19 protein-coding genes are annotated in these 21959 nt (G+C 38.3%); 12 read left to right on the top strand and 7 right to left on the bottom strand.

The window, feature by feature from the left end:
- Positions 1-233: 233 nt before the first annotated feature.
- Positions 234-1292: a permease gene (locus ACQKL0_RS17005; protein ID WP_427688753.1), complete on the bottom strand. Its 1059-nt coding sequence runs from the start codon at positions 1290-1292 to the stop codon at positions 234-236.
- A 167-nt stretch (positions 1293-1459) separates the two neighbouring features.
- Between ACQKL0_RS17005 and selD the strand changes: the two genes are divergently transcribed.
- Positions 1460-2509, top strand: coding sequence for a selenide, water dikinase SelD (gene selD, locus ACQKL0_RS17000; protein WP_427688751.1), 1050 nt, complete (start codon positions 1460-1462; stop codon positions 2507-2509).
- A gap of 114 nt (positions 2510-2623) precedes the next feature.
- Entirely contained in the window at positions 2624-3661 is a 1038-nt protein-coding gene (gene mnmH, locus ACQKL0_RS16995) for a tRNA 2-selenouridine(34) synthase MnmH (RefSeq protein ID WP_427688750.1), read from the top strand.
- Between the two features lie 121 nt (positions 3662-3782).
- Here mnmH and ACQKL0_RS16990 read toward each other — a convergent pair whose 3' ends face one another.
- Positions 3783-5402, bottom strand: coding sequence for an ABC-F family ATP-binding cassette domain-containing protein (locus ACQKL0_RS16990; protein WP_402958671.1), 1620 nt, complete (start codon positions 5400-5402; stop codon positions 3783-3785).
- A gap of 518 nt (positions 5403-5920) precedes the next feature.
- Between ACQKL0_RS16990 and ACQKL0_RS16985 the strand changes: the two genes are divergently transcribed.
- Positions 5921-8164 (top strand): HelD family protein, encoded by a 2244-nt coding sequence (locus ACQKL0_RS16985; protein ID WP_427688748.1) that lies wholly within the window; start codon positions 5921-5923, stop codon positions 8162-8164.
- Between the two features lie 53 nt (positions 8165-8217).
- Here ACQKL0_RS16985 and ACQKL0_RS16980 read toward each other — a convergent pair whose 3' ends face one another.
- Positions 8218-8739, bottom strand: a complete 522-nt coding sequence (locus ACQKL0_RS16980; protein WP_427688746.1) for an N-acetyltransferase family protein — start codon at positions 8737-8739, stop codon at positions 8218-8220.
- Between the two features lie 141 nt (positions 8740-8880).
- Here ACQKL0_RS16980 and ACQKL0_RS16975 point away from each other — a divergent pair, with 141 nt between their 5' ends.
- Both ACQKL0_RS16975 and ACQKL0_RS16970 read left to right on the top strand, forming a co-directional pair.
- Entirely contained in the window at positions 8881-9072 is a 192-nt protein-coding gene (locus tag ACQKL0_RS16975; RefSeq protein ID WP_402958677.1) for a hypothetical protein, read from the top strand.
- Between the two features lie 78 nt (positions 9073-9150).
- Entirely contained in the window at positions 9151-9564 is a 414-nt protein-coding gene (locus ACQKL0_RS16970; protein ID WP_427688744.1) for a hypothetical protein, read from the top strand.
- A gap of 73 nt (positions 9565-9637) precedes the next feature.
- Here ACQKL0_RS16970 and ACQKL0_RS16965 read toward each other — a convergent pair whose 3' ends face one another.
- Entirely contained in the window at positions 9638-10831 is a 1194-nt protein-coding gene (locus tag ACQKL0_RS16965) for an alanyl-tRNA editing protein (protein WP_427688742.1), read from the bottom strand.
- A gap of 495 nt (positions 10832-11326) precedes the next feature.
- Between ACQKL0_RS16965 and ACQKL0_RS16960 the strand changes: the two genes are divergently transcribed.
- From ACQKL0_RS16960 to ACQKL0_RS16945, 4 genes are all read left to right on the top strand, one after another.
- The gene (locus ACQKL0_RS16960) at positions 11327-12778 is read left to right on the top strand and encodes a GGDEF domain-containing response regulator (protein WP_402988398.1); all 1452 of its coding nucleotides are present in this window, start codon (positions 11327-11329) and stop codon (positions 12776-12778) included.
- A 129-nt stretch (positions 12779-12907) separates the two neighbouring features.
- Complete coding sequence (locus ACQKL0_RS16955) at positions 12908-13291, top strand: response regulator transcription factor (RefSeq protein WP_427591207.1); 384 nt, start codon at positions 12908-12910, stop codon at positions 13289-13291.
- A complete protein-coding gene (locus ACQKL0_RS16950) occupies positions 13266-15998 on the top strand; it encodes an ATP-binding protein (protein ID WP_427688740.1) in 2733 nt (910 codons plus the stop codon). The genes ACQKL0_RS16955 and ACQKL0_RS16950 overlap by 26 nt, the downstream gene beginning before the upstream one ends.
- A gap of 285 nt (positions 15999-16283) precedes the next feature.
- A complete protein-coding gene (locus ACQKL0_RS16945; protein ID WP_402958689.1) occupies positions 16284-17156 on the top strand; it encodes a CvfB family protein in 873 nt (290 codons plus the stop codon).
- A 48-nt stretch (positions 17157-17204) separates the two neighbouring features.
- Here ACQKL0_RS16945 and cotJC read toward each other — a convergent pair whose 3' ends face one another.
- Genes cotJC through ACQKL0_RS16930 form a run of 3 tightly spaced genes read right to left on the bottom strand, consistent with a single transcriptional unit; the run spans position 17205 to position 18289 of the window.
- Positions 17205-17774, bottom strand: coding sequence for a spore coat protein CotJC (gene cotJC / locus ACQKL0_RS16940; RefSeq protein ID WP_402868755.1), 570 nt, complete (start codon positions 17772-17774; stop codon positions 17205-17207).
- A gap of 12 nt (positions 17775-17786) precedes the next feature.
- A complete protein-coding gene (locus ACQKL0_RS16935) occupies positions 17787-18053 on the bottom strand; it encodes a spore coat protein CotJB (protein ID WP_402868753.1) in 267 nt (88 codons plus the stop codon).
- Between the two features lie 2 nt (positions 18054-18055).
- On the bottom strand, positions 18056-18289 hold the full coding sequence (locus ACQKL0_RS16930; protein WP_402868751.1) for a spore coat associated protein CotJA: 234 nt from the start codon (positions 18287-18289) through the stop codon (positions 18056-18058).
- A gap of 257 nt (positions 18290-18546) precedes the next feature.
- On the opposite strand from ACQKL0_RS16930, the gene ACQKL0_RS16925 reads away from it, so the two are divergent.
- From ACQKL0_RS16925 to ACQKL0_RS16915, 3 genes are all read left to right on the top strand, one after another.
- Positions 18547-19353 carry a LysM peptidoglycan-binding domain-containing protein gene (locus ACQKL0_RS16925; RefSeq protein WP_427688737.1) on the top strand — a complete coding sequence of 269 codons (807 nt, stop codon included), beginning with the start codon at positions 18547-18549 and terminating at the stop codon, positions 19351-19353.
- A gap of 135 nt (positions 19354-19488) precedes the next feature.
- Positions 19489-21609 (top strand): DNA helicase RecQ, encoded by a 2121-nt coding sequence (gene recQ, locus ACQKL0_RS16920; protein WP_427688735.1) that lies wholly within the window; start codon positions 19489-19491, stop codon positions 21607-21609.
- Between the two features lie 133 nt (positions 21610-21742).
- Positions 21743-21949: a cold-inducible protein YdjO-related protein gene (locus ACQKL0_RS16915; RefSeq protein WP_402868746.1), complete on the top strand. Its 207-nt coding sequence runs from the start codon at positions 21743-21745 to the stop codon at positions 21947-21949.
- Positions 21950-21959 lie beyond the last annotated feature (10 nt).

Raw genomic sequence — 21959 nt, 5'->3', positions numbered from 1 at the left:
GTGGGTTTTTTTTGAAGTGGGGCAAAAGAAAAGGTAACTTAAGTGGTAGTCCTCTAGATTATGACAGATCTTATATCGTCCAAGTCTTTTCACGTTTAGAGGGTTGTCAGATGGGGATAATGTTCATACAGAAGAGATGTAAAAAAAGAACGGATTGAACTAGCCCTAAGCTAATCCATTCCGTTCTTTGATTTTACCAAAAAAACTATACTTAATAACGATTAAAATCATGCTTATAAGAGGACCATTCCTACCAATCCACTTATAACTCCAAGAATCACTACAGAGGCCACGACAAACAATAGGACTCTTTTAGGGAATGACTTAGCGACAAGTATTAAAGATGGTAGACTGATTGCTGGTAGTGTTAGTAGCAAGGCAGCAGCAGGTCCTCCACCAAGTCCTAAAGACATAAACGTTTGTATAATTGGAATTTCAGCAGCAGTAGGTATAACGAAAAGCATACCGGCTATTGCAAAGATGACAATGGCGATTAGACCGTTTGTAGATGAGTCTACTTGAGGGAATAGCCAAACACGCGCAGCCCCTATAAGCAATACAGATAGAACATATGCAGGAACAATGTAAAGAACCATACTTCCTAAACTTTTTAACCATCTAGAAAGGAAGTTTCCAGTAGGTTCAGTGTCCGTTATTATCTGGTCTATATCAACCGGTTGTTTGTCTTTAACAAAGCGATTAGCTAAATAGCTGATTCCGAAAGTTAAAATCAGTCCGAAAAATAGGCGAATCAACGTGAACTTCCATGATAAAACAAATGTCATAAAGACAAGCGTCGCAGGATTGATGGTTGGATTTCCAATCCAAAATGCTAAAGCTGCACCAACCGAGACATTTTTTTTACGTAGTCCAACCGCCACTGGGGCTGAACAACAAGTACACATCATACCAGGGACCGAAGCTAGCCCTCCGATGAATGTGCTGCCGAACGATGTTTTCCCAAGCCATTTAAGAAGCCATTGTGTTGGTAATAAGACTTGTACCAAAGAGCCGAGCAGGATTCCTAGTATGGCCGCTTTCCATACGGACGAAAAATAAACCTGTGCATAATCCCAGGCAGATTTCCATGATAGGGTGGCGCTTGACTGGTCTCCCAAAATAGATGTTCCAATGGAATGTGTATCGGCTGCTAGCATCCCTTTTTGATAATAGGGCCACCATTTTATATAAAGTAATCCTACAATAGCGATTACTAAAAATGAAACGATAAACCACAAAGCTTTAGTATTTGACGAGTGTTGTTCATGTAGAGTAGGTCTTAGCTGTGACATGGTTACCTCCCAATAAAATAAAAAAATTTCAAAAGACAATATATTATACCACTAATCTCTAATTTATTTTGGTGAAATAGTAAATTTCACAAATTTAAGCCTGAATTATGCTTTTATTGACTATGTGTTTTATAATAATTAAGACGAAAAGAAAGGTTGATTTAATTATGACAAATTCAAATAGTGTTAAGCTTACTTCATTATCCTCAAAAGGAGGTTGTGGCTGTAAAATCGGCCCAGCAGACTTGGCTCAGGTTTTACGTGGTTTACCACCTACTCTTCCTAACCCGAATTTATTAGTTGGTTTAGATACAAGTGATGATGCTGGTGTTTATCGTTTAAATGATGAATTGGCGATTGTACAAACCGTTGATTTCTTCACACCCATCGTTGATGATCCATATTCATTCGGACAAGTTGCGGCAGCCAATGCCATCAGTGATATTTACGCAATGGGGGGGAAACCGCTAACTGCGCTAAATATTGTTGCCTTCCCAATTTCCAAATTGGACAAACAAGTCTTGACTGATATCTTACGAGGTGCAGGAGATAAGTTAAAAGAAGCAGGTGCCACTCTTGTCGGGGGACATTCAATCGATGACAATGAGCCAAAATTCGGTCTTGCCGTGACGGGGCTTGTTCATCCTGACAAGGTCCGTACAAATGCAGGGGCAAAACCAGGGGATAAACTTATTTTGACTAAACCTATTGGTGTGGGCATTTTAACGACATCGATTAAAAGGGACCTTCTAACAGAGGAAGAAATCGCCCACGTTACAAAAGTAATGTCCACGTTAAATAAAATAGCTTCAGAAACGATGGAATCCTATGATGTCCATGCGTGTACGGACGTTACTGGTTTTGGTCTATTAGGGCATGCTTCAGAGATGTCAAAAGGAAGTAATACCGGCCTTCGTATCCATCATGCCCAAGTGCCGATATTGCCGAGGGTTAAAGAGCTAGCTGAAACTGGTGCCGTGCCTGGGGGAACAAAAAATAACTTTGCCCATCTTCAAGGTGATGTCACTTTCCCAGAAACAATGGATCGGATAGATCAATGGATATTATGTGATGCCGTAACATCTGGAGGACTTTTGATTTCCGTAGCAGGTGTAGAAGCAGATGCATTATTATCCGATTTACTAGATGCAGGAGTGGAAGCCGCAATAATTGGTGAAGTTACCGAAGAGAATCCAGGACACATTGTTGTCATATAATTAACGAAAAATTTGCTTGGAAGAAATCGACGAAAGCTGATTTCTTCCATTCTCATTTCTCAACGCTTGAAGATATTCAAGTTTTTCTTACAGATCCAGAAAGGTGGAAACATTGTGTTCCAAGATATTTCAGTTGATGAATTGCTCGATTTAAAGGATAAGAAAGAACTCACGGTAATTGATGTACGTTCCCCATCTGAATATAAAGATGCCACCATTCCTGGCAGTTTAAATATACCGTTTTTTGATGATGCAGAAAGAGCAGAGGTTGGAACGCTGTATAAACAAGTGAGTGCCCAGGCTGCTAAAGAACGAGGTCTAGAAATTATTTCAGTAAAATTACCGCAGTTTATAAAGGATTTTGCTAAGATAGAAGGCAAAAAAGCCGTTTTTTGTTGGCGTGGGGGTATGCGAAGCAGGACCACCGCCACTGTCCTATCCTTAATGGGAATTAAAGCCCTTCGATTGGATGGAGGGTATCGTAACTATCGTAACTGGGTGGTAGATCACTTAGAAACACTGGACATGAAACCCGAAGCCTATGTATTGAACGGTTTTACCGGAACAGGAAAAACGACGATTCTGCATCGACTTAGGGAAGATGGATACCCTATTTTAGATTTTGAAGGTATGGCAAATCATAGAGGGTCTGTTTTTGGCCAGATTGGTCTGGAACCGAATAATCAAAAAAAGTTCGATTCATTACTTCTCGAGAGCGTCCAAAAAGTTCAGCAATCACCTTTTGTTCTTATTGAAGGAGAAAGTAAAAGGATTGGTAAAGTCATAATTCCCGATTCCGTTTTAGCAAAAAAGGAACAAGGAATACAGGTATTCATCGATTTACCCATAGAAGAAAGAGTTCTTCATATTTTAGAGGACTATCAACCTTGGGAACACGAACAGGAGTGTCTAGAAGCCTTTTTAAGGATTAAAAGACGGATTCATACTCCCATTGCTGCTCAAATAGAAAATGATTTGAAATCCGGTAACTATTCGTCGGCAGTCGCACTATTACTTGAATACTACTATGACCCTATGTATCAACATACTGCCGACCATTTTCCCGATGATCGAAAAATCACAATCCAGGCTAAAAATGTGGATGAAGCAATTGAGATCATTCGTGAACGGTTACGTGTAAAGCATGGATAAGCAGTAGTGCTGTTTGGGTTTTCCTTTTCCAATCAATAATTAATCGGTTACCTGAATCCTAATTCGTTTTATAATGCAAAAAAGCACACCCTAAAAAAGGTGTGCTTTTTTTGATATTCTATTATTTATACATGTCAGCGATTTGCTTTTGTAATTTGCTATCTTCAAGGTACTCATCATAGCTAATTTGCTTATCGATAGTTCCTTTAGGTGTAAGTTCGATTATACGGTTTGCAACTGTTTCAATGAACTGGTGATCATGAGAAGAGAAAATCATAGCTCCTTTGAAATTGATTAATCCGTTATTCAAGGCTGTGATAGATTCTAAATCAAGATGGTTGGTCGGTTCATCAAGCATTAATACATTAGAACCACTTAGCATCATTTTAGAAAGCATACAGCGGACTTTTTCTCCACCTGATAGTACGCTGGCTTTTTTCGTCACTTCATCACCGGAGAATAGCATTCTGCCTAGGAAACCGCGCAGGAAGCTTTCACTTTGATCATTAGGAGAGTACTGACGCAACCAATCAACAAGTGTCAAATCGACACCTTCGAAGAATTCAGAGTTGTCTTTCGGGAAATACGCTTGTGAAGTGGTAACACCCCATTTGTAAGTACCGCTATCTGGTTCCATTTCTCCAGCAAGGATTTTGAACATGGTCGTCTTAGCAATTTCATCTCTACCGACAAATGCAATTTTATCTTCTTTGTTCATGATGAAGCTTACGTTATTCAACACGGTCACACCATCAATGGTCTTTGTGATTCCATCTACACGTAGGAGGTCGTTCCCAATTTCACGCTCTGGTGAAAAACCTACATAAGGATAACGGCGGGATGATGGTTGAATATCATCTAGACTTATTTTATCCAATAATTTTTTACGTGAAGTGGCTTGACTTGATTTAGAAGCATTGGCACTGAATCGGGCAATGAAATTTTGAAGTTCTTTAATTTTTTCTTCTTTTTTCTTATTGGCATCTTGTGTCAATTTAAGAGCTAGTTGGCTTGATTCATACCAGAAGTCATAGTTACCGATGTAAATTTTGATTTTACCGAAATCCAAATCCGCAATATGTGTACATACCTTATTAAGGAAGTAACGGTCATGGGAAACGACGATAACGGTATTTTCGAAACCAATCAAGAATTCTTCCAGCCATCTAATTGCTTTTATGTCCAAGTGGTTGGTAGGCTCATCAAGTAAAAGAACGTCAGGCTTGCCAAACAGGGCTTGTGCAAGCAATACTTTCACTTTGTCGCCACCAGTTAATTCAGCCATTTTCTTTGTATGAAGGTCTTCAGAGATGCCAAGACCTTTTAAAAGGATGGATGCTTCAGGTTCAGCTTCCCATCCGTTAAGTTCTGCGAATTCACCTTCAAGTTCGGCGGCTTTCATACCGTCTTCATCAGTGAAGTTTTCTTTCATATAGATTGCATCTTTTTCTTGCATGACTTCGTATAGTCTTTCATGGCCCATGATGACAACTTTAAGGACCTCTTCTTCTTCAAAAGCAAAATGATCTTGTTTCAAAACGGCCAGGCGTTCGCCAGGTCCCATATGCACATCACCGGATTGTGCTTCAATTTCTCCGGAAAGAATTTTTAAGAATGTGGATTTACCGGCACCATTTGCCCCAATCAATCCATAACAGTTACCAGGCGTGAATTTTATATTAACATCTTCAAACAGTTTACGATCGCCGTAGCGCAAACCAACGTTATTTACTGTAATCATTTATTTACATTCCTCCAATGACAATATCTTTAAAATTATAACATGAAAGAGGGGTCAATAAAAATATTTTAGGTTAACATAAGGGAAAAGTGATATATGCATGATAATTTGGCAATTTGCTCTATACACCGTTCTTATAAGAAAACTACTCTAATCCTTTATGTGAGTGATGTGGATGACTTGGTACTAGTTCTTTTATTTTGGCTTAATAAAGAAATATTTGCTCCCGTCAGCCCATCTAGATAGCCGTAACTATCATATCTCCGATATAAATATAACAAGATATTTCCTAATATTTAATTCTAATAGATTCTTTTCTGGAATATATAGTTTTTCATTCGAAATATAACGTAAACTGGATTCACTGCATTAAAAAAGATTTTAAAAAAACCCGTCTGAGATAAATAAAAAGGTTGAATGTAATTGTCAATTGCCTTTTTCTTTGATAATATGTATGTCCATTTCCGAGGGCATGGTTTAATTTCACATGTTCTAACATGTAGAGGGGAAGGATCAGAATGATACGACATCCCGATTTCGAAAAAGAACGTGAGCGGTTGGATTTTACAAAAAGGTACATTGATGTAGTGATCAAAACTTCAGAGAGCAATAAGGATCAATTCCAGAAGAATATGCAAGAGGCTTTTGGTGATGCGGATTGGTCGGAGTCAGGTTTATACTCCCAGTTACTGACTACCGCCAATTTCTTTGAAATGTCTCAGTCTGAATTGGATAGTTTGAAAATAGCAAAGAACAAACCATACTTTGCAAGAGTAGACTTTGTCCGGTATGACCATACTCAAGGAGAAATTCTTTATTTCGGTAAAACATCTTTGTATCAACGTGAAAGCCAAGAACAGATTATCGTCGATTGGCGTTCGCCCATTGCCAATCTATATTATGAGGGTCGAATTGGAGAAGTGAATTATCAAGCGGAGGGAGAAACATTTAGCGGGGATATCACGTTAAAGCGGCAACTGATGATTGAGGATGGCGAGTTGGAAGAGGTCAGGGACATTGACTTGACTACAACGGATGAATTGTTGCAGGAATCCCTTTCTAAAAGCTCAAGCAATCGCTTGACAGACATTATCACGACGATTCAGGAAGAACAAAATAAAATCATTCGTGCCGATTTAAATAAACCCATTATCGTACAAGGGGCGGCTGGTAGTGGTAAAACGACGATTGCCTTACACCGGATTTCTTATTTCATTTACCATTACAAAGATTTATTTGACCCACGTCAGTTAATGATCCTTGCCCCAAGCCGAGTATTCATCGACTACATATCCGAAGCTTTGCCGGAACTGGGAGTCGATAAAGTCAAACAGTTCACATTTGCTGAATACGTCCAGGTGGCAATTGGGCGGCCTTTAAATCTAATACATGATGATAAGTTGATGCGTATATTGGAGGAAAATAATGACGAAACGAAAGTGGCAATCTGGATATCGGGTTTAAAAGGATCTCCTTTATTTAAATTGATTTTGGACGGATATATAAAAGATATCTTCCGGAGCTTTCACCCAGTGGAAGATTTTTATTGTGATAATTACCGGTTATATTCTGCCAAGAAGTTTATTAGATTATTAGAAGAAGATTATTGGTACCTGCCACTTTATGGACGCCTTGATAAGTTAAAGGACATCTTACAAAATGAAGTGAAATTGAAAAAGAAAAAAATGTTGGATCGAGTTGCTGATTTTTATCAAACGAAAATTGATAAAGCCTTCGCCAGGAACATTGACCCTGTAAAGCGGAAGGAATTTGTCACAAAGTGCCATGACAAAATGATAGAACGGACCGAACGGATGAAAAAGGCGATTCGTACGTCAGTTAAAGCTTATTTTAAGCCATTCACAAACAAAGGCTTGCTACAGTATTATCAGGAGTTATATCAGGATCCTGAACGTCTTGCCTTCTACAGCAACGGTAAACTAAGCTTCGAGGATGCACGTACGTTATGTGAATATAACCAAAAATTGTTTCATGAAAAAAGCTACGAAATCGAGGATTTAGGTGCCTTGTTATATTTACAGGAATTAATTTTTGGTGTTAATAAAGACCATAAAGCCAAAAACGTTGTCATAGATGAAGCCCAGGATTATAGTTTTATGCAATTGCAAGCATTGAAGACAGCCTTTGACACGGATATGTTCACACTTGTTGGAGACCTTGCCCAGGGCATTCATTCGTATAGGGGACTTCAAACATGGGAAGATGTTCATCGTTCCATTTTTCCTAGAGCGACTTATACAGAACTGCAAAAAAGCTACCGGACGACCATTGAAATCATGGGGCAGGCCAATCGGATTCTAAAAATGTTACCTTATGATTTCCCTGAGGTCGAGCCTGTGGTCCGTCATGGAAACGAACCTGAATTCATATCCATCAAAAGCAATTGGGAGGGGCAATTGATTGATCTTATCGAAAAGTTAAAGGAGGAAGGGTATCATACATTTGCCATCATCGCCAAAACGATGAAAGATTGCGTGCTCGCGAATGAAAAATTGAGTAAGCTGTCCAATGATTTTCATTTAATTAATGAAGAGGGTATGATTCCGAAGCATAAAACGATGATAATCCCATCCTATCAATCCAAAGGTCTTGAATTCGATGTTGTCGTGGCCTTATCTCTGGAAGAGACATTTCTTCTGGAGAATGAACTTGATTTGAAATTGCTTTATGTCACCATGACAAGACCTTTACATCGCCTTTACTTTTTTGGAAGTGAAAAAGAAGATTTTCTTTTAGCTTGATGGATAAGATAGGAGGCCGATAGACGTCTGTGCCTCCTATTTTGTCCTGCCTATTATAATTTCACTAGGATATCTAGGATATTATCCCAGCCATAACCAACTTCGGCTAACTCGATTCCGGCCATTTTAACCGTTTTTTCGCTGATTATGCGGCCGCCGAGTGCTTCGTAAAAACCCCTTGATGGATTGTCCTTTAACGCCCATATAATTAAATTAGCATGTTGCTTTTGTACAAGTTCATCTACCACTGCTTTCATTAGTTTTCTTCCGATCTCTTGCCGTTGGTACTCTTTTAACAGATAAATGGCGTATACCTCACCTTGGATATGAAGATGATTCGTTTGTTCTGGACCACCTGCTGCAAAGCCGACGATCTTTCCATCACCATTTTCAGCTATATATGTTGCACTATGAAGCATCGTTAGATTTCTTGACCAATTTTTTTTCCTGGTTTCTAAATTTAAAGAGTTCAGATATGAGTCTGGGAGAATTCCTTTGTAAGTGGATTGCCAACTTTTTATATGAACGTGGGCTATACCAGTTATATCGTTTTCTGTAGCCTTTCTGATTTGCATGTGAAATCACCTTCCATTTAGTAGTTTTCCATAGAATATCATGACAGAAGAGAATAAACTTCAGATTTATGTTTAAAAGTTTCTTATAAAGGAAAAGAAATAAAAGAGTCATTCAACGAGATGAAGGGAAGGTTGAGAAAGATGAAATTGAAAGTTGGTTTTTATTTTCCAGGTGGTAAAGAGATTGAGCATGAGGTCGATGGGGATGACAGTACACAAATCATTTCAAATATTCAGAAGCACCGCTTTTATAATTTAGTTAAAGGCGATACACATTATGTGGTAGACACTGAAAAGGCTGCATACTTCTCGGTGACAGAAATAGCTGATTGATTTTTAACCGTATTGGACATTTGTTCCGATACGGTTTATTCTTTTTTTTGAGATAGAAATACTTTAAAGGAGTCAGTGATGAAAATTAATTTTACGAACAACCAATATAATACATTAATTAAATTGGTGCAGTATGGATATTGGATAGCATCTGATATGGAAAAAAATGAAGAATTCAGTGAGTTAGAGCAGTATTTGAATTCCTATGCGAAGAATTTTGGCGTGAAAGGAATTGAATATATAGAAGAGTATGGGATTTACGATGTGAGTCGTGAGCTTGAAGAAAAAATCCAAGAAGTAATTAATGAGTATGAAGATGGTGTTTTCCTGGATAAGCTTGCCTATCACATGGCAAGAAACGAGTTTGTGAAGGAATCGAAGCTCAAAAATTTCAGCCAAGAGGAAGCATTTTTACGAGTACTTGAACTTGAAGAGAAATACCATCTGTATATAGAAGAGAATGGTCTGGAACATTTGAAAATTGAAAAATGAAGAAAACATGAAAGGGAGAGGAACCTCAATTATTCCTCTCCCTTTCATTAACCCAATTTCTCCATTTAAGTTATCAGGTATTTCCATGAGTGTTACCTAGCTTATTAACGGCAAATGTATAAAATGCCATCATATCTTCCCGCGAAGAAAACCCCGCTTGAGCCGATTTTTCATTGCCCCCACCTTTACCATTGTGTGAAGAAAGCCATTCCCTAAAGAATTGTCCACAATGAATGGAGATGGTGCCATCGTGTGAAAGCAGAGCCTTTTGTTCCTGTAACGTTATAAATAGGAGAAGTGAGCTTTCTTTCCGATGTATAGCTGAAGAGAGCAGTTGTAGATCCTTCAATGTATGGTCTTCAAAAACATGAGCGATCATCGACCCATCTTCTCTATTTGCCAACAACGATGAAGCGAAAAACTCCATGTTTTCCAGTTTAAGCTTTTCATAAGCCATTGATAGCTTGTCGTGCTCGTTTTCCAATCTTTCCACCCTATTAAGGATATCTATACGACCTGTATTAAATTTGTATGATAACGTAGAAAGTAAGGTCAAGCTGTCAGTATAATCGTTTAACGCCCTTAAGCCACATTTAAAATAGAGACGTGTACTTTCTTTCTGTTTTTCCGTTTTGAGGATTTTAATAATTCCTATTTCTCCGGTTTGTTCCACGTGCGTTCCACCACAAGGATTAAATTCAATCCCCTCGATTTCTACAATTCGAATGTTTTCTGTCACCGTAGGCATTTTGACTACGGGTATGGTCTTCAATTGATCTTCAGATACAAAGTATGTATGTAACTTACGATTCTCATAGATATACTGGTTGGCGATCCGTTCCGTTTCAACTGTTTGGACATCAGTCCAGGAAGGTGTATCAATATCAATGGAGACAATGTCTTGGCCAAGATGGAAACTGACGGTATTTGCGTTGAAAAGGTCCCTACAGACGGCTGAAAGTAAATGCTGTCCGCTATGCTGCTGCATATGGTCGAAACGGCGTTCCCAATCAAGCTTGCAATGTACGAAAAGGGAGGCGGGGCTGTTTCCAACCTTATGAAGGATATCTTCATTTTCATTTTTTGAAATTTCAAGAACGGGTATACCATCTATGCTACCAATATCCCCAGGTTGACCTCCACCCTCAGGGTAAAAAGCTGTTTCATCGAGCAGTATATAATAAAAGCCTTCTTCTTCAAAAATGTCGAGGACCTTCGCGCCCCATTCAGATACCTTGGATGATTCATAATATAGTTTCTTTGTCATAATAACCCCTATCCCATCTTTATTCAGTAAATTATATCACCCCCAACCATATTAATGGAATAAGGAACCTTTATCGGATGTTACAGTAAAATATGTAGTCTTTATGACAAAGATTCAAAAAAATTCATGAGACCGTCATTATACTATTTATAGAAAAAACCTTTTGATGTAAAATATTCCTGAAAGAATATACTTTAGACCTAATTAAAATAAAAATATGGAATTGGGGCTCGACTATTTACAGGCTTTGTGTGAAAGTCGACTATCTTTTTTTCTATGCAATATGTTTATTTACGTAGGTTAGAAAGGGTCAAGTGATTAGAATTGCACATAGTCAATATGGAAAAATACAAAAATACTCTCTATCGAAATATTAAAAAACAGCTTTCTGATTGGTTGGAATTAGATAAAACGAAGATGGTTACTACAAATGAGGTATACCGTTTTCTTCATTCTATTAAAGGGACTGCAGGCACCATAGAGTTAGGTGGTCTCATGTTAATATCCGAAAATCTGTTAGGAAAGCTCGATGAAGACAGTGATGGAGTATGGAAACAAGATGACCTTGAAAATCTACTATTTGCTTTAATTGAACATACCTATGAATATGAGCATTTTGCAGAAGTGGAGATAAAAGAAAAGCCAGCCCATGATACACAGGCCCCACTCATTCAAATCATTGATGACGATATATCGATGCTGATTTTATTAAAGGACATCCTTGAAGAAAAAGGGTGGATGGTCATAACGAGTTCTGATCCGGTTAAAGCTACAAAACAATATTTTGAGATGCAGCCAGATTGCTTAATTCTAGATATTCAATTACCTACGAAAGATGGTTATCAAGTTCTGCAGGATATCCACTTTCATAATGAAAAATATTTCATTCCTAAAATCATGATTAGCATTCAAAATGACAAACAATCACGAATTAAAGCATATAAAATGGGGGCGGATGATTTCATTAGTAAGCCTATAGATATTGAAGAATTTGTTGTGAAAATAGAAAGACATATTCAGCGTAAGAAAATTTTCGATCAATCCGTCCTAATTGATGAACTTACTCAAGTATATAATCGTAGGTTCTTTGAAGATATGCTACCGCGTTATTTTCAGGATTTCAAACGAAACGGAAATCTGTTTTCGATTAGTATCATAGATCTGGATCACTTTAAAAGAGTAAATGATACATATGGACATGCGATGGGTGACGTCGTTTTGTTGGAGTTTGCCCAATTTATTAAAAACAATATCCGTAGTTCCGATTTGATTTGCCGGTATGGCGGTGAAGAATTTGTCATTATATTTCCTCAGACAGCAAATGAGGAAGCCAGGAATAAACTAACAGAATTAATAAAGATTTTCTCTACCAAAAGTTTCACTTATGAACAACAACATTTTTCTGTTTCTTTTTCTGCTGGTGTTTATACGGTACATGATGAGAGCATTACTCCTAAAGAGGCTTTTGAGGAAGCGGATAGTTCCTTGTATGAAGCAAAGCGTTTAGGGCGAGCGCGGGTGGAGAGCATTCAAAAAACTAGCATTAAAAAGAAATACCTTAATGTATCAGTGATAGATGACGATATCATTATTAGAACGATCTTAACGAAAATATTGCAGTCGATGGATTTTCCTCTTTATGATTTACATATAGCCGTATATGAAGATGGGGATTCTTTTTTGAATTCAAACCGGGCAAACGAAAACATCTCCCATTTTTTGATACTTGATGGAGTAATGCCAACTATGGATGGCATTGACGTACTGAAGAAAGTGAAAAAGGGTAGCAATGCCGATTCTTTTACCGTTTTGATGTTAACCGGTAGAAAAAGTTCGGGGGACATTGCTACAGCATTAAAATTGGGAGCGGATGATTATGTCACAAAACCTTTTAATATTACTGATCTTCAGGCAAGAATGGAACGTCTGATAAAAAAAATAATGTAAGCAGTAGACCATTTTTTCTATTCGATAGGAAAATAAAAGAGAAAGTAGGGTTGCGGTTTCAAAGAGTCACATGCATTTGAAACGAATTGATCCTTCTATTGCAGTACTGATCGTAAGGAGAATGAAAAAGTGAAACGGATTTTATTAGCTGAAGACGAAGAAATTTTGCGTATGCTTGTTGTGGATACATTAGAGGATGAAGATTACGAAGTCGATGAAGCTTCTGATGGTATTGAAGCGGTTCAATTACTTGAAAAGAATAGCTATGATCTCATCATCTTGGATTATATGATGCCAGGCTATACCGGTTTAGAAATCATTGAAAAAATCGAATCAACTGAAATTGAAAATAAAGGGAAAATCCTGATGCTATCAGCGAAAAGCCAGCAATTTGAACAAGAGAGAATTTTAGAAGCGGGAGCGGACTATTTCATGGCCAAGCCTTTTAGTCCAATGAAGCTTTTAGAGAAAATAGAGGCCATTTTAGATGAAGCTGAAACGTTATTCAAATAAGAGTCTTTCTCGTCAAGTAGTGAGTCTAATGACTGCTTGTATCATTTTATTCATAGTTGGTACAGGGATTTTATTTTATGTGCTGCAGACTGTGAATGCAGAATATATCCAGAAAAGAAATGGAATTGTTGAGAAAGAATTGTTGTTGGATGAAATTTACGAGCAATATAATAATGTCTTTTTGGATGCTAGAGGTTATATTGCATTTGGAAATGAGACATATAAAGACAAAGTTTGGAGCAGGGAAGATAAGATACGACATGATATTTCCACTTTCAAGGACCTATCAAGTTCAAAAGCCGATGAAAAAGCCCACACCGATCTCGTGAATTTTACTGATTATTATTTTAATGCCATTAAGCCTGTTTTTTCGAATATGGAAATGGACGGGAGTAGGGATAAGGGTAAGCAAATAGAAAATGAGATCACTGCCCAAGTTGCGGATTTTCGCGACAGTGTAAGGTCGTATTCGTCTGCGCTTTCAGAAAAGCTTGATGAGAATGTGAATGCATTGGCAAAAGAACAGTCCATTTTACAAGGGACCTTTATCGGATTCGTACTTGTTTTCTTATTGGTCTTTCAGAAAGTCGTGAGAAGCATTATTAGGAATATCGGAAAGCCTTTGGCTGATTTTTCATTTGCAGCTAATGAGATTGCAGCTGGTAGGGACGCCATCATTTCAGTAGATGAAGGCCGGGGAGATGAATTAGGGGTTTTGGCCATTGCCTTTAGAAAGATGATTGTAAGCATTCAGGATAAAGAGCAGGAATTGATGGCTCATAATGAAGAATTGCTTGCTCAGCAAGATGAACTTCAGGCCCAGCAGAATGAATTACAAGAAACGTTGGGGCTTATAACGAAGAATGAGAAACAACTGACTAGAAGAAATGAACTAATAAATGGTATTTCCACTTCTTTGGATAAAAATGACGTTCTTAAAAGTATTGTCTGTAATATGAGCAGTTTGATTGGAGCTGACCGTGGTATGATTACTCTAATTAATGAAGATGCATATTCTTCTTTCGGCATATCGGAATATGGAGTACAGCAATACCGAAAGAATATCAATACTGGGTTAAATGAACGCTTAATAGAAGGAAAAAAGCCATTCACTGTTAAAAGAGAGCAACATGTCAGTGAAAAGGGATACCATGAAAATACGAATTACAGTTATGATTTATTTCTTCCCGTTCTATCCGCTTTGCAAGAGGTCGACGCAATCATGGTTTTCAGCCGTTATGGATCCGCTTATACAGAAGAAGAAATGAGTGAATGTGAAACATTGGCTAAGCAGATTTCAACTTCACTTGATAAAATCAAGCTGTACGAGCAAACGGAAGATAATCGCCGGTTAAATCAGGATATCCTGAGCACTATACAGGAAGGCATTCAATTAATAGACCAAGATAGAAAGATTGTTCAAGTGAATCAACAATTTTGTGACCTATTCAAACCGGGGTCAAAACCAGTACATGTCATCGGATCTCCATGGGAAAGATGGAGTAGTGAAATGGATAGCCGGATTGCCCAAGAAGATTTCTTGGATACCTTGGAAAAAGCATTAAAAAGAGCGGATGAAGAAGCGGACTCTGAAGAGCGCACGTTCACTTTTCACAAGAAAGAAAACAACCAGGTTCTCAAGGTGTACTTTGAAACCATAAAGTATGGTGAAGAAGCTTATGGCACCATTTTGGTTTTTCGTGATATTACGAAAGAATATGAAGTGGACCAAATGAAGTCCGAGTTTGTCAGTACTGTCAGTCATGAATTGCGTACCCCGCTTGCGAGTGTTCTAGGCTTTACCGAATTAATGTTAAATAAACCGTTAAAACCGGAAAGACAAACAAAGTATTTACAGACTATTTATAATGAGGCGAAGAGGCTCACCGCTTTAATCAATGACTTTCTGGATGTGCAACGAATGGAATCGGGTAAACAAACATATGAGAAGAAATATGTTGAGATTCTACCGTTGTTGCAAAAGGTCATAGAGAACCTTGAAATTAGCACATCACTCCATGATATTCGTCTTCTTGCGGAAACTGATGATCTCGTGATTATAGGTGACCGCGCAAAAATCGAACAAGCTATCATGAATCTATTGAGTAATGCAATTAAATACTCTCCAGATGGAGGGAAAGTTCTTATTCGGGTGTACAGCAAGAAAGAAACGTTATCCATCGATATCGTGGATGAGGGGTTGGGAATCCCACAGGAATCCCTTAAACATTTGTTCCAGAAATTTTACCGTGTGGACAATTCGGACCGCAGGCGGATAGGAGGAACGGGTTTAGGGTTATCCATCGTGGAGGAAATCGTCAAATCGCATGGTGGGCATATATCCGTAAAATCAGAGTACGGTCGTGGAAGTACATTCACCCTTTCATTCCCTAAGATAACCCTTAAGGAAGAACGTACCCCGAATGATGAACATTCAAAAAAATTGAGCTATGATATCATGGTCATTGAAGACGATTTCAATTTAGCGGAGTTATTAAGATACGAACTGGTTGACAGCGGTTTTCAAGTCAGTTATTTCAAAAGCGGAAAGAAGGCGCTTCAGAAATTGAAGCAATCGCCTCCGGATGCCATCGTCCTTGACATTCTCCTTGAAGAGGGGGAAATGGATGGGTGGTCAATCATGAAAGAGTTGAAAGGAAGACCGGAGTTAAAGGACATCCCCATTTTTTGTATCGACTGCGCTTGATGAAAAAGAAAAAGGTTTTTCGCTTGGGGCAAAGGAATACTTGGTTAAACCTTATAAACCAAGTCAATTATCAAAGGTGATCATGCATACGTTATTAAGCAATGGAAAAAAAGGCCAGATTATGGTCCCACGTCCATCCTGGGAAGCCGAAAGAAGCCTTTGAAAAATAAAAATGTTAGAATAGGTGTACAGAAAGATAAAAAAATGATAGATTCAAATATGATGGAAAAATAAATATTTGGGTACAATTGTAGGTAAAGGTAAGTTACAGGAGGATTTTTATACATGCAAAAAATTCAGGCCGGTTTGGCTGTAGAGTTACAAGTAGAACGTAAGGCTGATTTCGGATGGTTCTTGACTGATGGTTCGGAAGATGTCTTGCTACACCATAATGAAGCGAATGAAGGTACTGAACTTGAAATTGGTGATGAAGTTACAGTATTTATCTATCATGATAAACAGGCACGGTTAACGGCTACCATGAATATTCCGGAAATACAGATTGACAAATATGGCTGGGCAGAAGTCGTCAATGTACAAAAGAAGCTAGGCGTCTTTGTGAATATTGGGCTTTCTAAAGATATTCTTGTATCTTTGGACGACCTTCCGAACATCGATCGTTTATGGCCGGAAGTGGGGGATCGTCTCTATATTTGCCTGAAAACAGATCGGAATGATCGTTTATTCGGCAGACTTACAACGGAAGATATCATTCAAGAAATCACTGTTCCAGCTCCATTAAAAGGAGTCCGCAATACTACCGTAAAAGGGAATGTATATCGATTGCTGATGGTCGGTTCCTTCTTTGTTTCTGAGGAAGGGTATCGTTGCTTTATTCATGAAAGTGAGAGAAAAGAAGAGCCGCGCCTAGGAGAATTTGTTGAGGGGCGTGTAATCGACAGTAAGGAAGATGGCACACTTAACGTTTCTCTATTTCCATTCAAGCAAGATCTAATGGAAGAAGATGCTGATATCATCTATACTTATTTAATGAATCGCGGTGGAGCCATGCCATATGGTGATAAGACTCCGCCTAGTGATATCCAGTTCCATTTCGGTTTAAGTAAGGGAGCCTTCAAACGTGCTCTTGGTAAATTGATGAAAGAAGGAAAGATTTATCAAGAAGAAGGATGGACATACTCTTCTGATCGTAAATGATAAAAAAGCAGCGGAATGAACTTCTCCGCTGCTTTTTTATGGTTCTTATTAAAAGATTTTCTTTTTCCCCTTTTCTTCTTTTAAAATCTCCACCGCTTCACGAAATCTCATGGAATGAACAATTTCTCTTTCTCTTAAAAACCTTAATGAATCGTTGATGTCCGGATCATCCGAAATGTCAATCAACCATTGATAGGTTGCTCTGGCCTTTTCTTCTGCTGCAATATCTTCATATAAATCTGCTATGGGATCGCCCTTTGCTTGAATATACGTAGCCGTCCATGGATTTCCTGCTGCATTTTCATAGAAGAGGGCGCTGTCGTGATTAACATAGTGGTCACCAAGACCGGCCTCTAGCATTTGTTCCGGTGTGGCGTCTTTTGTAAGCTTATAAATCATCGTTGCAATCATTTCTAAATGGGCAAATTCTTCCGTTCCAATGTCGGTGAGCAATCCGATCACTTTTTCCGGAATTGTATAGCGTTGATTTAAGTATCGTAGTGCGGCAGCCAATTCACCATCAGCGCCTCCATATTGTTCTCTTAAATATTTAGCCAGTGTGGGATTACAAGTACCAACCTTTACTGGATATTGTAGCTTTTTCTCATATATCCACATAGATATCTCTCCTTAAACCTGCCATGGCCAGGGTCCTTGGCCCCATTCCCATTTATTTTCACCATCTGGACTGTTTCCAAATTGAAACAATGGGCCGTATTTAGGTTCAAATGCTGCCTTCAATTTGGTTGAGTATTGTTGAAATTGGTTGAATTGTTGTAAAGCTTGCTGATCATGGGGATGTGTATCCAAATACAGAGTCAGCTCGACTAACACGAAATCGGCAGCTTGTATTTGGCCGAGTAACTGGTAATATTCATCATCCAGTTTCCTATTCATTACTATTTCTCCCTTTCACGATATGGATTATCATAAAAATCGTAGAAAAATTTCCAAAGCGTACCATACCTCAAAGCTTCTTCTGGAGAAAATTGTTCCAGGTTAGGCGGCTGAAAATTAATATACAAATTCGGAGGCGTACGGTAATACTTTCTTCCGATTGGTGGACATGGATCGAATTTGCTATGAAAAGGCTTATAGGACTTGATTAAGGTAAAAGTCTTTTCACTTGCCAAGGAAACCCCTCCTTTCAATATAAGGTCAGCCATTAATAATTATGCTGTTGTTAATAAAATATGCCTAATGAAAAACGGTCAAAAGGTAGGACAGACTCTACTTGGAATCATTTTTGTATTTTTGGGCTTGTTATCCTCTTGTTATCTTTCTGTGATGTTTGACATCTATTCTTCATCTGTTTGTTCTTTGTATAGGAACAATCTGTGATAGTATTTAGAACATAGCTTTTGAAAGAGTTCACAAGGAGGTACGATATATGAAAAAATCAATTTTATCGTTAACGGCCGTGGTGGCCATATCAGGAGCATTTACAATACCGGTTCAAGCTGAGGAAGTTACAGTCAAAAATGGTGACACACTATGGGGATTATCTCAATCACATAAAGTTTCAGTAGAAGATATTAAATCATGGAATCAATTAACGTCAGATTATATATATGTGGGAGACTCTTTACATATTTCTCAAGAAGAGCAATATACCGTAAAGGCTGGAGACACATTATCGAAAATAGCGAATAAATATCATGTTTCGATTAAGGACCTTAAATCATGGAATAATTTAAATACAGATACAATTCATCCAAAACAGGCCCTAGTTATTAAACCAGCGGCAAATAAGGTGGAGGCAGCAAGTACAGGTCCAGATAATAAGGCAGAGCAAGCTGCACCAGCACAAGAGACTGCACCAGTACAAAAAACTGCACCTACACAACCTGAAAAAACAGAAAAAGAGAAAAATGTATCGCAAAATGAATCAAATCAAGACAATGTAGCAAAAGAAATGACTGTAAGGGCAACAGCCTATACAGCAGATTGCCAAGGATGTAGCGGCGTCACAGCGACAGGGGTGGATTTGAAAGCAAATCCAAATCAAAAAGTCATTTCCGTTGATCCATCTGTCATACCGCTAGGAACAAAAGTATATGTAGAAGGCTACGGTTATGCAACGGCAGCTGATACAGGTAGTGCGATTAAAGGAAATAAGGTCGATATTTTCATTCCAAATAAAGAAGATGCTCTAAACTGGGGCGTCAAAAACGTTAATCTAAAAATCCTTAATTAAGAACTGACAATTGCTCTATATGAAAGAAGGAATGGACACAGATAATAACTGTGTCTATTTTTTATTCTTTTGGTGTATGAAAAAAACGAGTACAATAGAGATATTAAAACAATAGTCAATTGGGGGAGTCACACTTTGATAGAAAAAGCACGCGAATATTTACAGCAGTATTTTGGTTATGAATCATTCAGGACAGGCCAAGAAAAGATTATCGAGCAAGTCTTAGATGGAATAAACACAGCTGGAATTATGCCGACTGGAGGAGGAAAGTCAATTTGCTACCAGATTCCAGCCCTACTTTTGCCAGGCGTCACACTCGTTATATCCCCGTTAATCTCCTTGATGAAAGATCAGGTTGATGCCCTCGAACAAAACGGCATCGATGCCACTTTTCTCAACAGCTCCATATCTGGTACGGAAGCTTCCAATAGGATGAGAGATATTAAGCAGGGAAGGTACAAGCTGGTATACCTGGCACCGGAACGATTGGAAAACCATATTTTTCAGAGGGATCTGGCTAGTGTGGATATATCGATGGTCGCGATAGACGAAGCTCACTGCATCTCTCAATGGGGTCATGATTTTAGACCAAGTTATTTAAAAATCAAAACCTTTTTGAAAGAAATGCCGACTGCTCCGACCATTCTTGCCTTAACAGCGACAGCAACCCCGCATGTAACAGAAGATATCTGTCAGTCATTGGGAATTACTGCAAACCATACGGTATCCACAGGATTCGCTAGGGAAAATTTATTTTTTTCCGTCGTCAAGGAAGAGAACCGCAGTCGATATTTAATGCGTTATATTGAGAAGAATAAAAATGAGTCCGGTATTATATATGCTGCAACAAGAAAAGAAGTCGATTCATTACATGCCAAACTCAACAAAGCGGGTATTAAAACAGGGCGTTATCATGCTGGAATGAATGAACATGATCGATCTGAACAACAGGAGCTATTCATTCGTGACGATATATCTTTGATGATTGCAACCTCAGCTTTCGGTATGGGCATTGACAAATCAAACGTTCGTTATGTCATCCATTACCAAACGCCGAAGAATATGGAAAGTTATTATCAAGAAGCAGGTCGTGCAGGACGTGATGGATTGGATAGTGAATGTATTCTGCTTTATTCACCTCAAGACATGCAGATTCAGCGTTTCTTAATCGACCAATCCAATCCCTCTCAAGAATGGCAAGCCCAAGAACTGAAGAAGCTGAATAGGATGAAGGATTATTGTTTTACAGAAGGGTGTTTACAAGCATTTATCCTTCGATACTTTGGTGAAGAGAATCCGGAAGATTGTGGTCATTGTGAAAACTGTACGGATAAACGTGATGCCGTAGATGTGACAACTCAGGCGCAAATGGTCCTTTCGTGCATGTTGCGAATGGGGGAAAGGTTCGGCAAGACGATGATCAGTCAAGTGCTTACAGGTTCAAAAAACAAAAAGATAGAACAATTTGGATTCCATAAGCTCTCGACATATGGAATTATCAATAATCAGTCAGCTAAAGATGTTGCCGATTTCATAGATTTTTTGACCGCCAAGCAATTTATCGAAATGACAGGTGGGCAATTTCCTGTTCTTAAAGTAACAAATGCTGGTAGGGAAGTGTTGCTAAATCAGAAGCAAGTGCTACGCAAAGAAGTGAAACAAGTCACCAGCATTAATGTGGATCATGGTTTGTTTGAAGAATTACGACGTGTAAGAAAAGACATCGCAAGTACGGAAAATGTGCCGCCATTCATTATTTTTTCGGATGCCACTTTAAAGGATATGGCAACAAGGTTACCTGTGACAGAACAAGATTTCCTTGAGGTCAAAGGCGTGGGCTCACAAAAATACGATCGTTTTGGTAGGACATTTTTAGAGGTAGTTTCGAATTATTTACAAGCACATCCTGACATTGAGTCGAATAGAATATATAAAAAAGAAACGACGAAAAGCAGTACAGGACCTTCACATATCGAAAGTTATCGTTTATATCAAGAAGGAAAGTCAATCAAAGAAATTGCAACGATAAGAGGCCTGTCTACAATTTCCATCGAAAATCATTTATTAAAGTGTGCGGAAGAACAAATGGATATCAAATGGGAGGGTTTCTTCAATCAAGAAGAGTACGATTTAGTACTGGAAACTGCTAAACAACTTGATTCCGGAAAGCTAAAACCTCTTAAAGAGGCCCTTCCCGAGCATTTTTCATACTTTCAGATAAAAGCGATCAAGGTAAAAGCCACATTAGCTAACTAATTGATCAAATAATGGTTATTTTTTAGCGCTGGATAAATAAGAAGTTGATTTGATACGTATACTATAGAAGTAAAACAGCCGAAAAGTTCATTGGCTTAAAACTTGGTGTGTAATTTGAAAAAGGAGGTTGCTCATGTATTTTGGCAAAAAGAATTCAGAGGAACCAGAAATCATAATGGAAGATACTATTGTATATGCGTGCGGATCAGCGGATTGTAATGGCTGGATGAGGAAGGACTTTGCCTCAGTAAACTATGATTGTCCAATGTGTGGAAGTCAATTAATTGAAGAAGTTAGAGAACTTCCGAAAATTGAAAATGAATATAATGCGTATAAATAAAAGGGGTAAG

The sequence above is a fragment of the Peribacillus sp. NPDC097264 genome (assembly GCF_050277925.1).
Taxonomy (GTDB): Bacteria; Bacillota; Bacilli; order Bacillales; family DSM-1321; genus Peribacillus.
The sequence above is the reverse complement of the archived record's forward strand: the minus strand, read 5'-3'. Positions and strand labels throughout refer to the sequence as shown.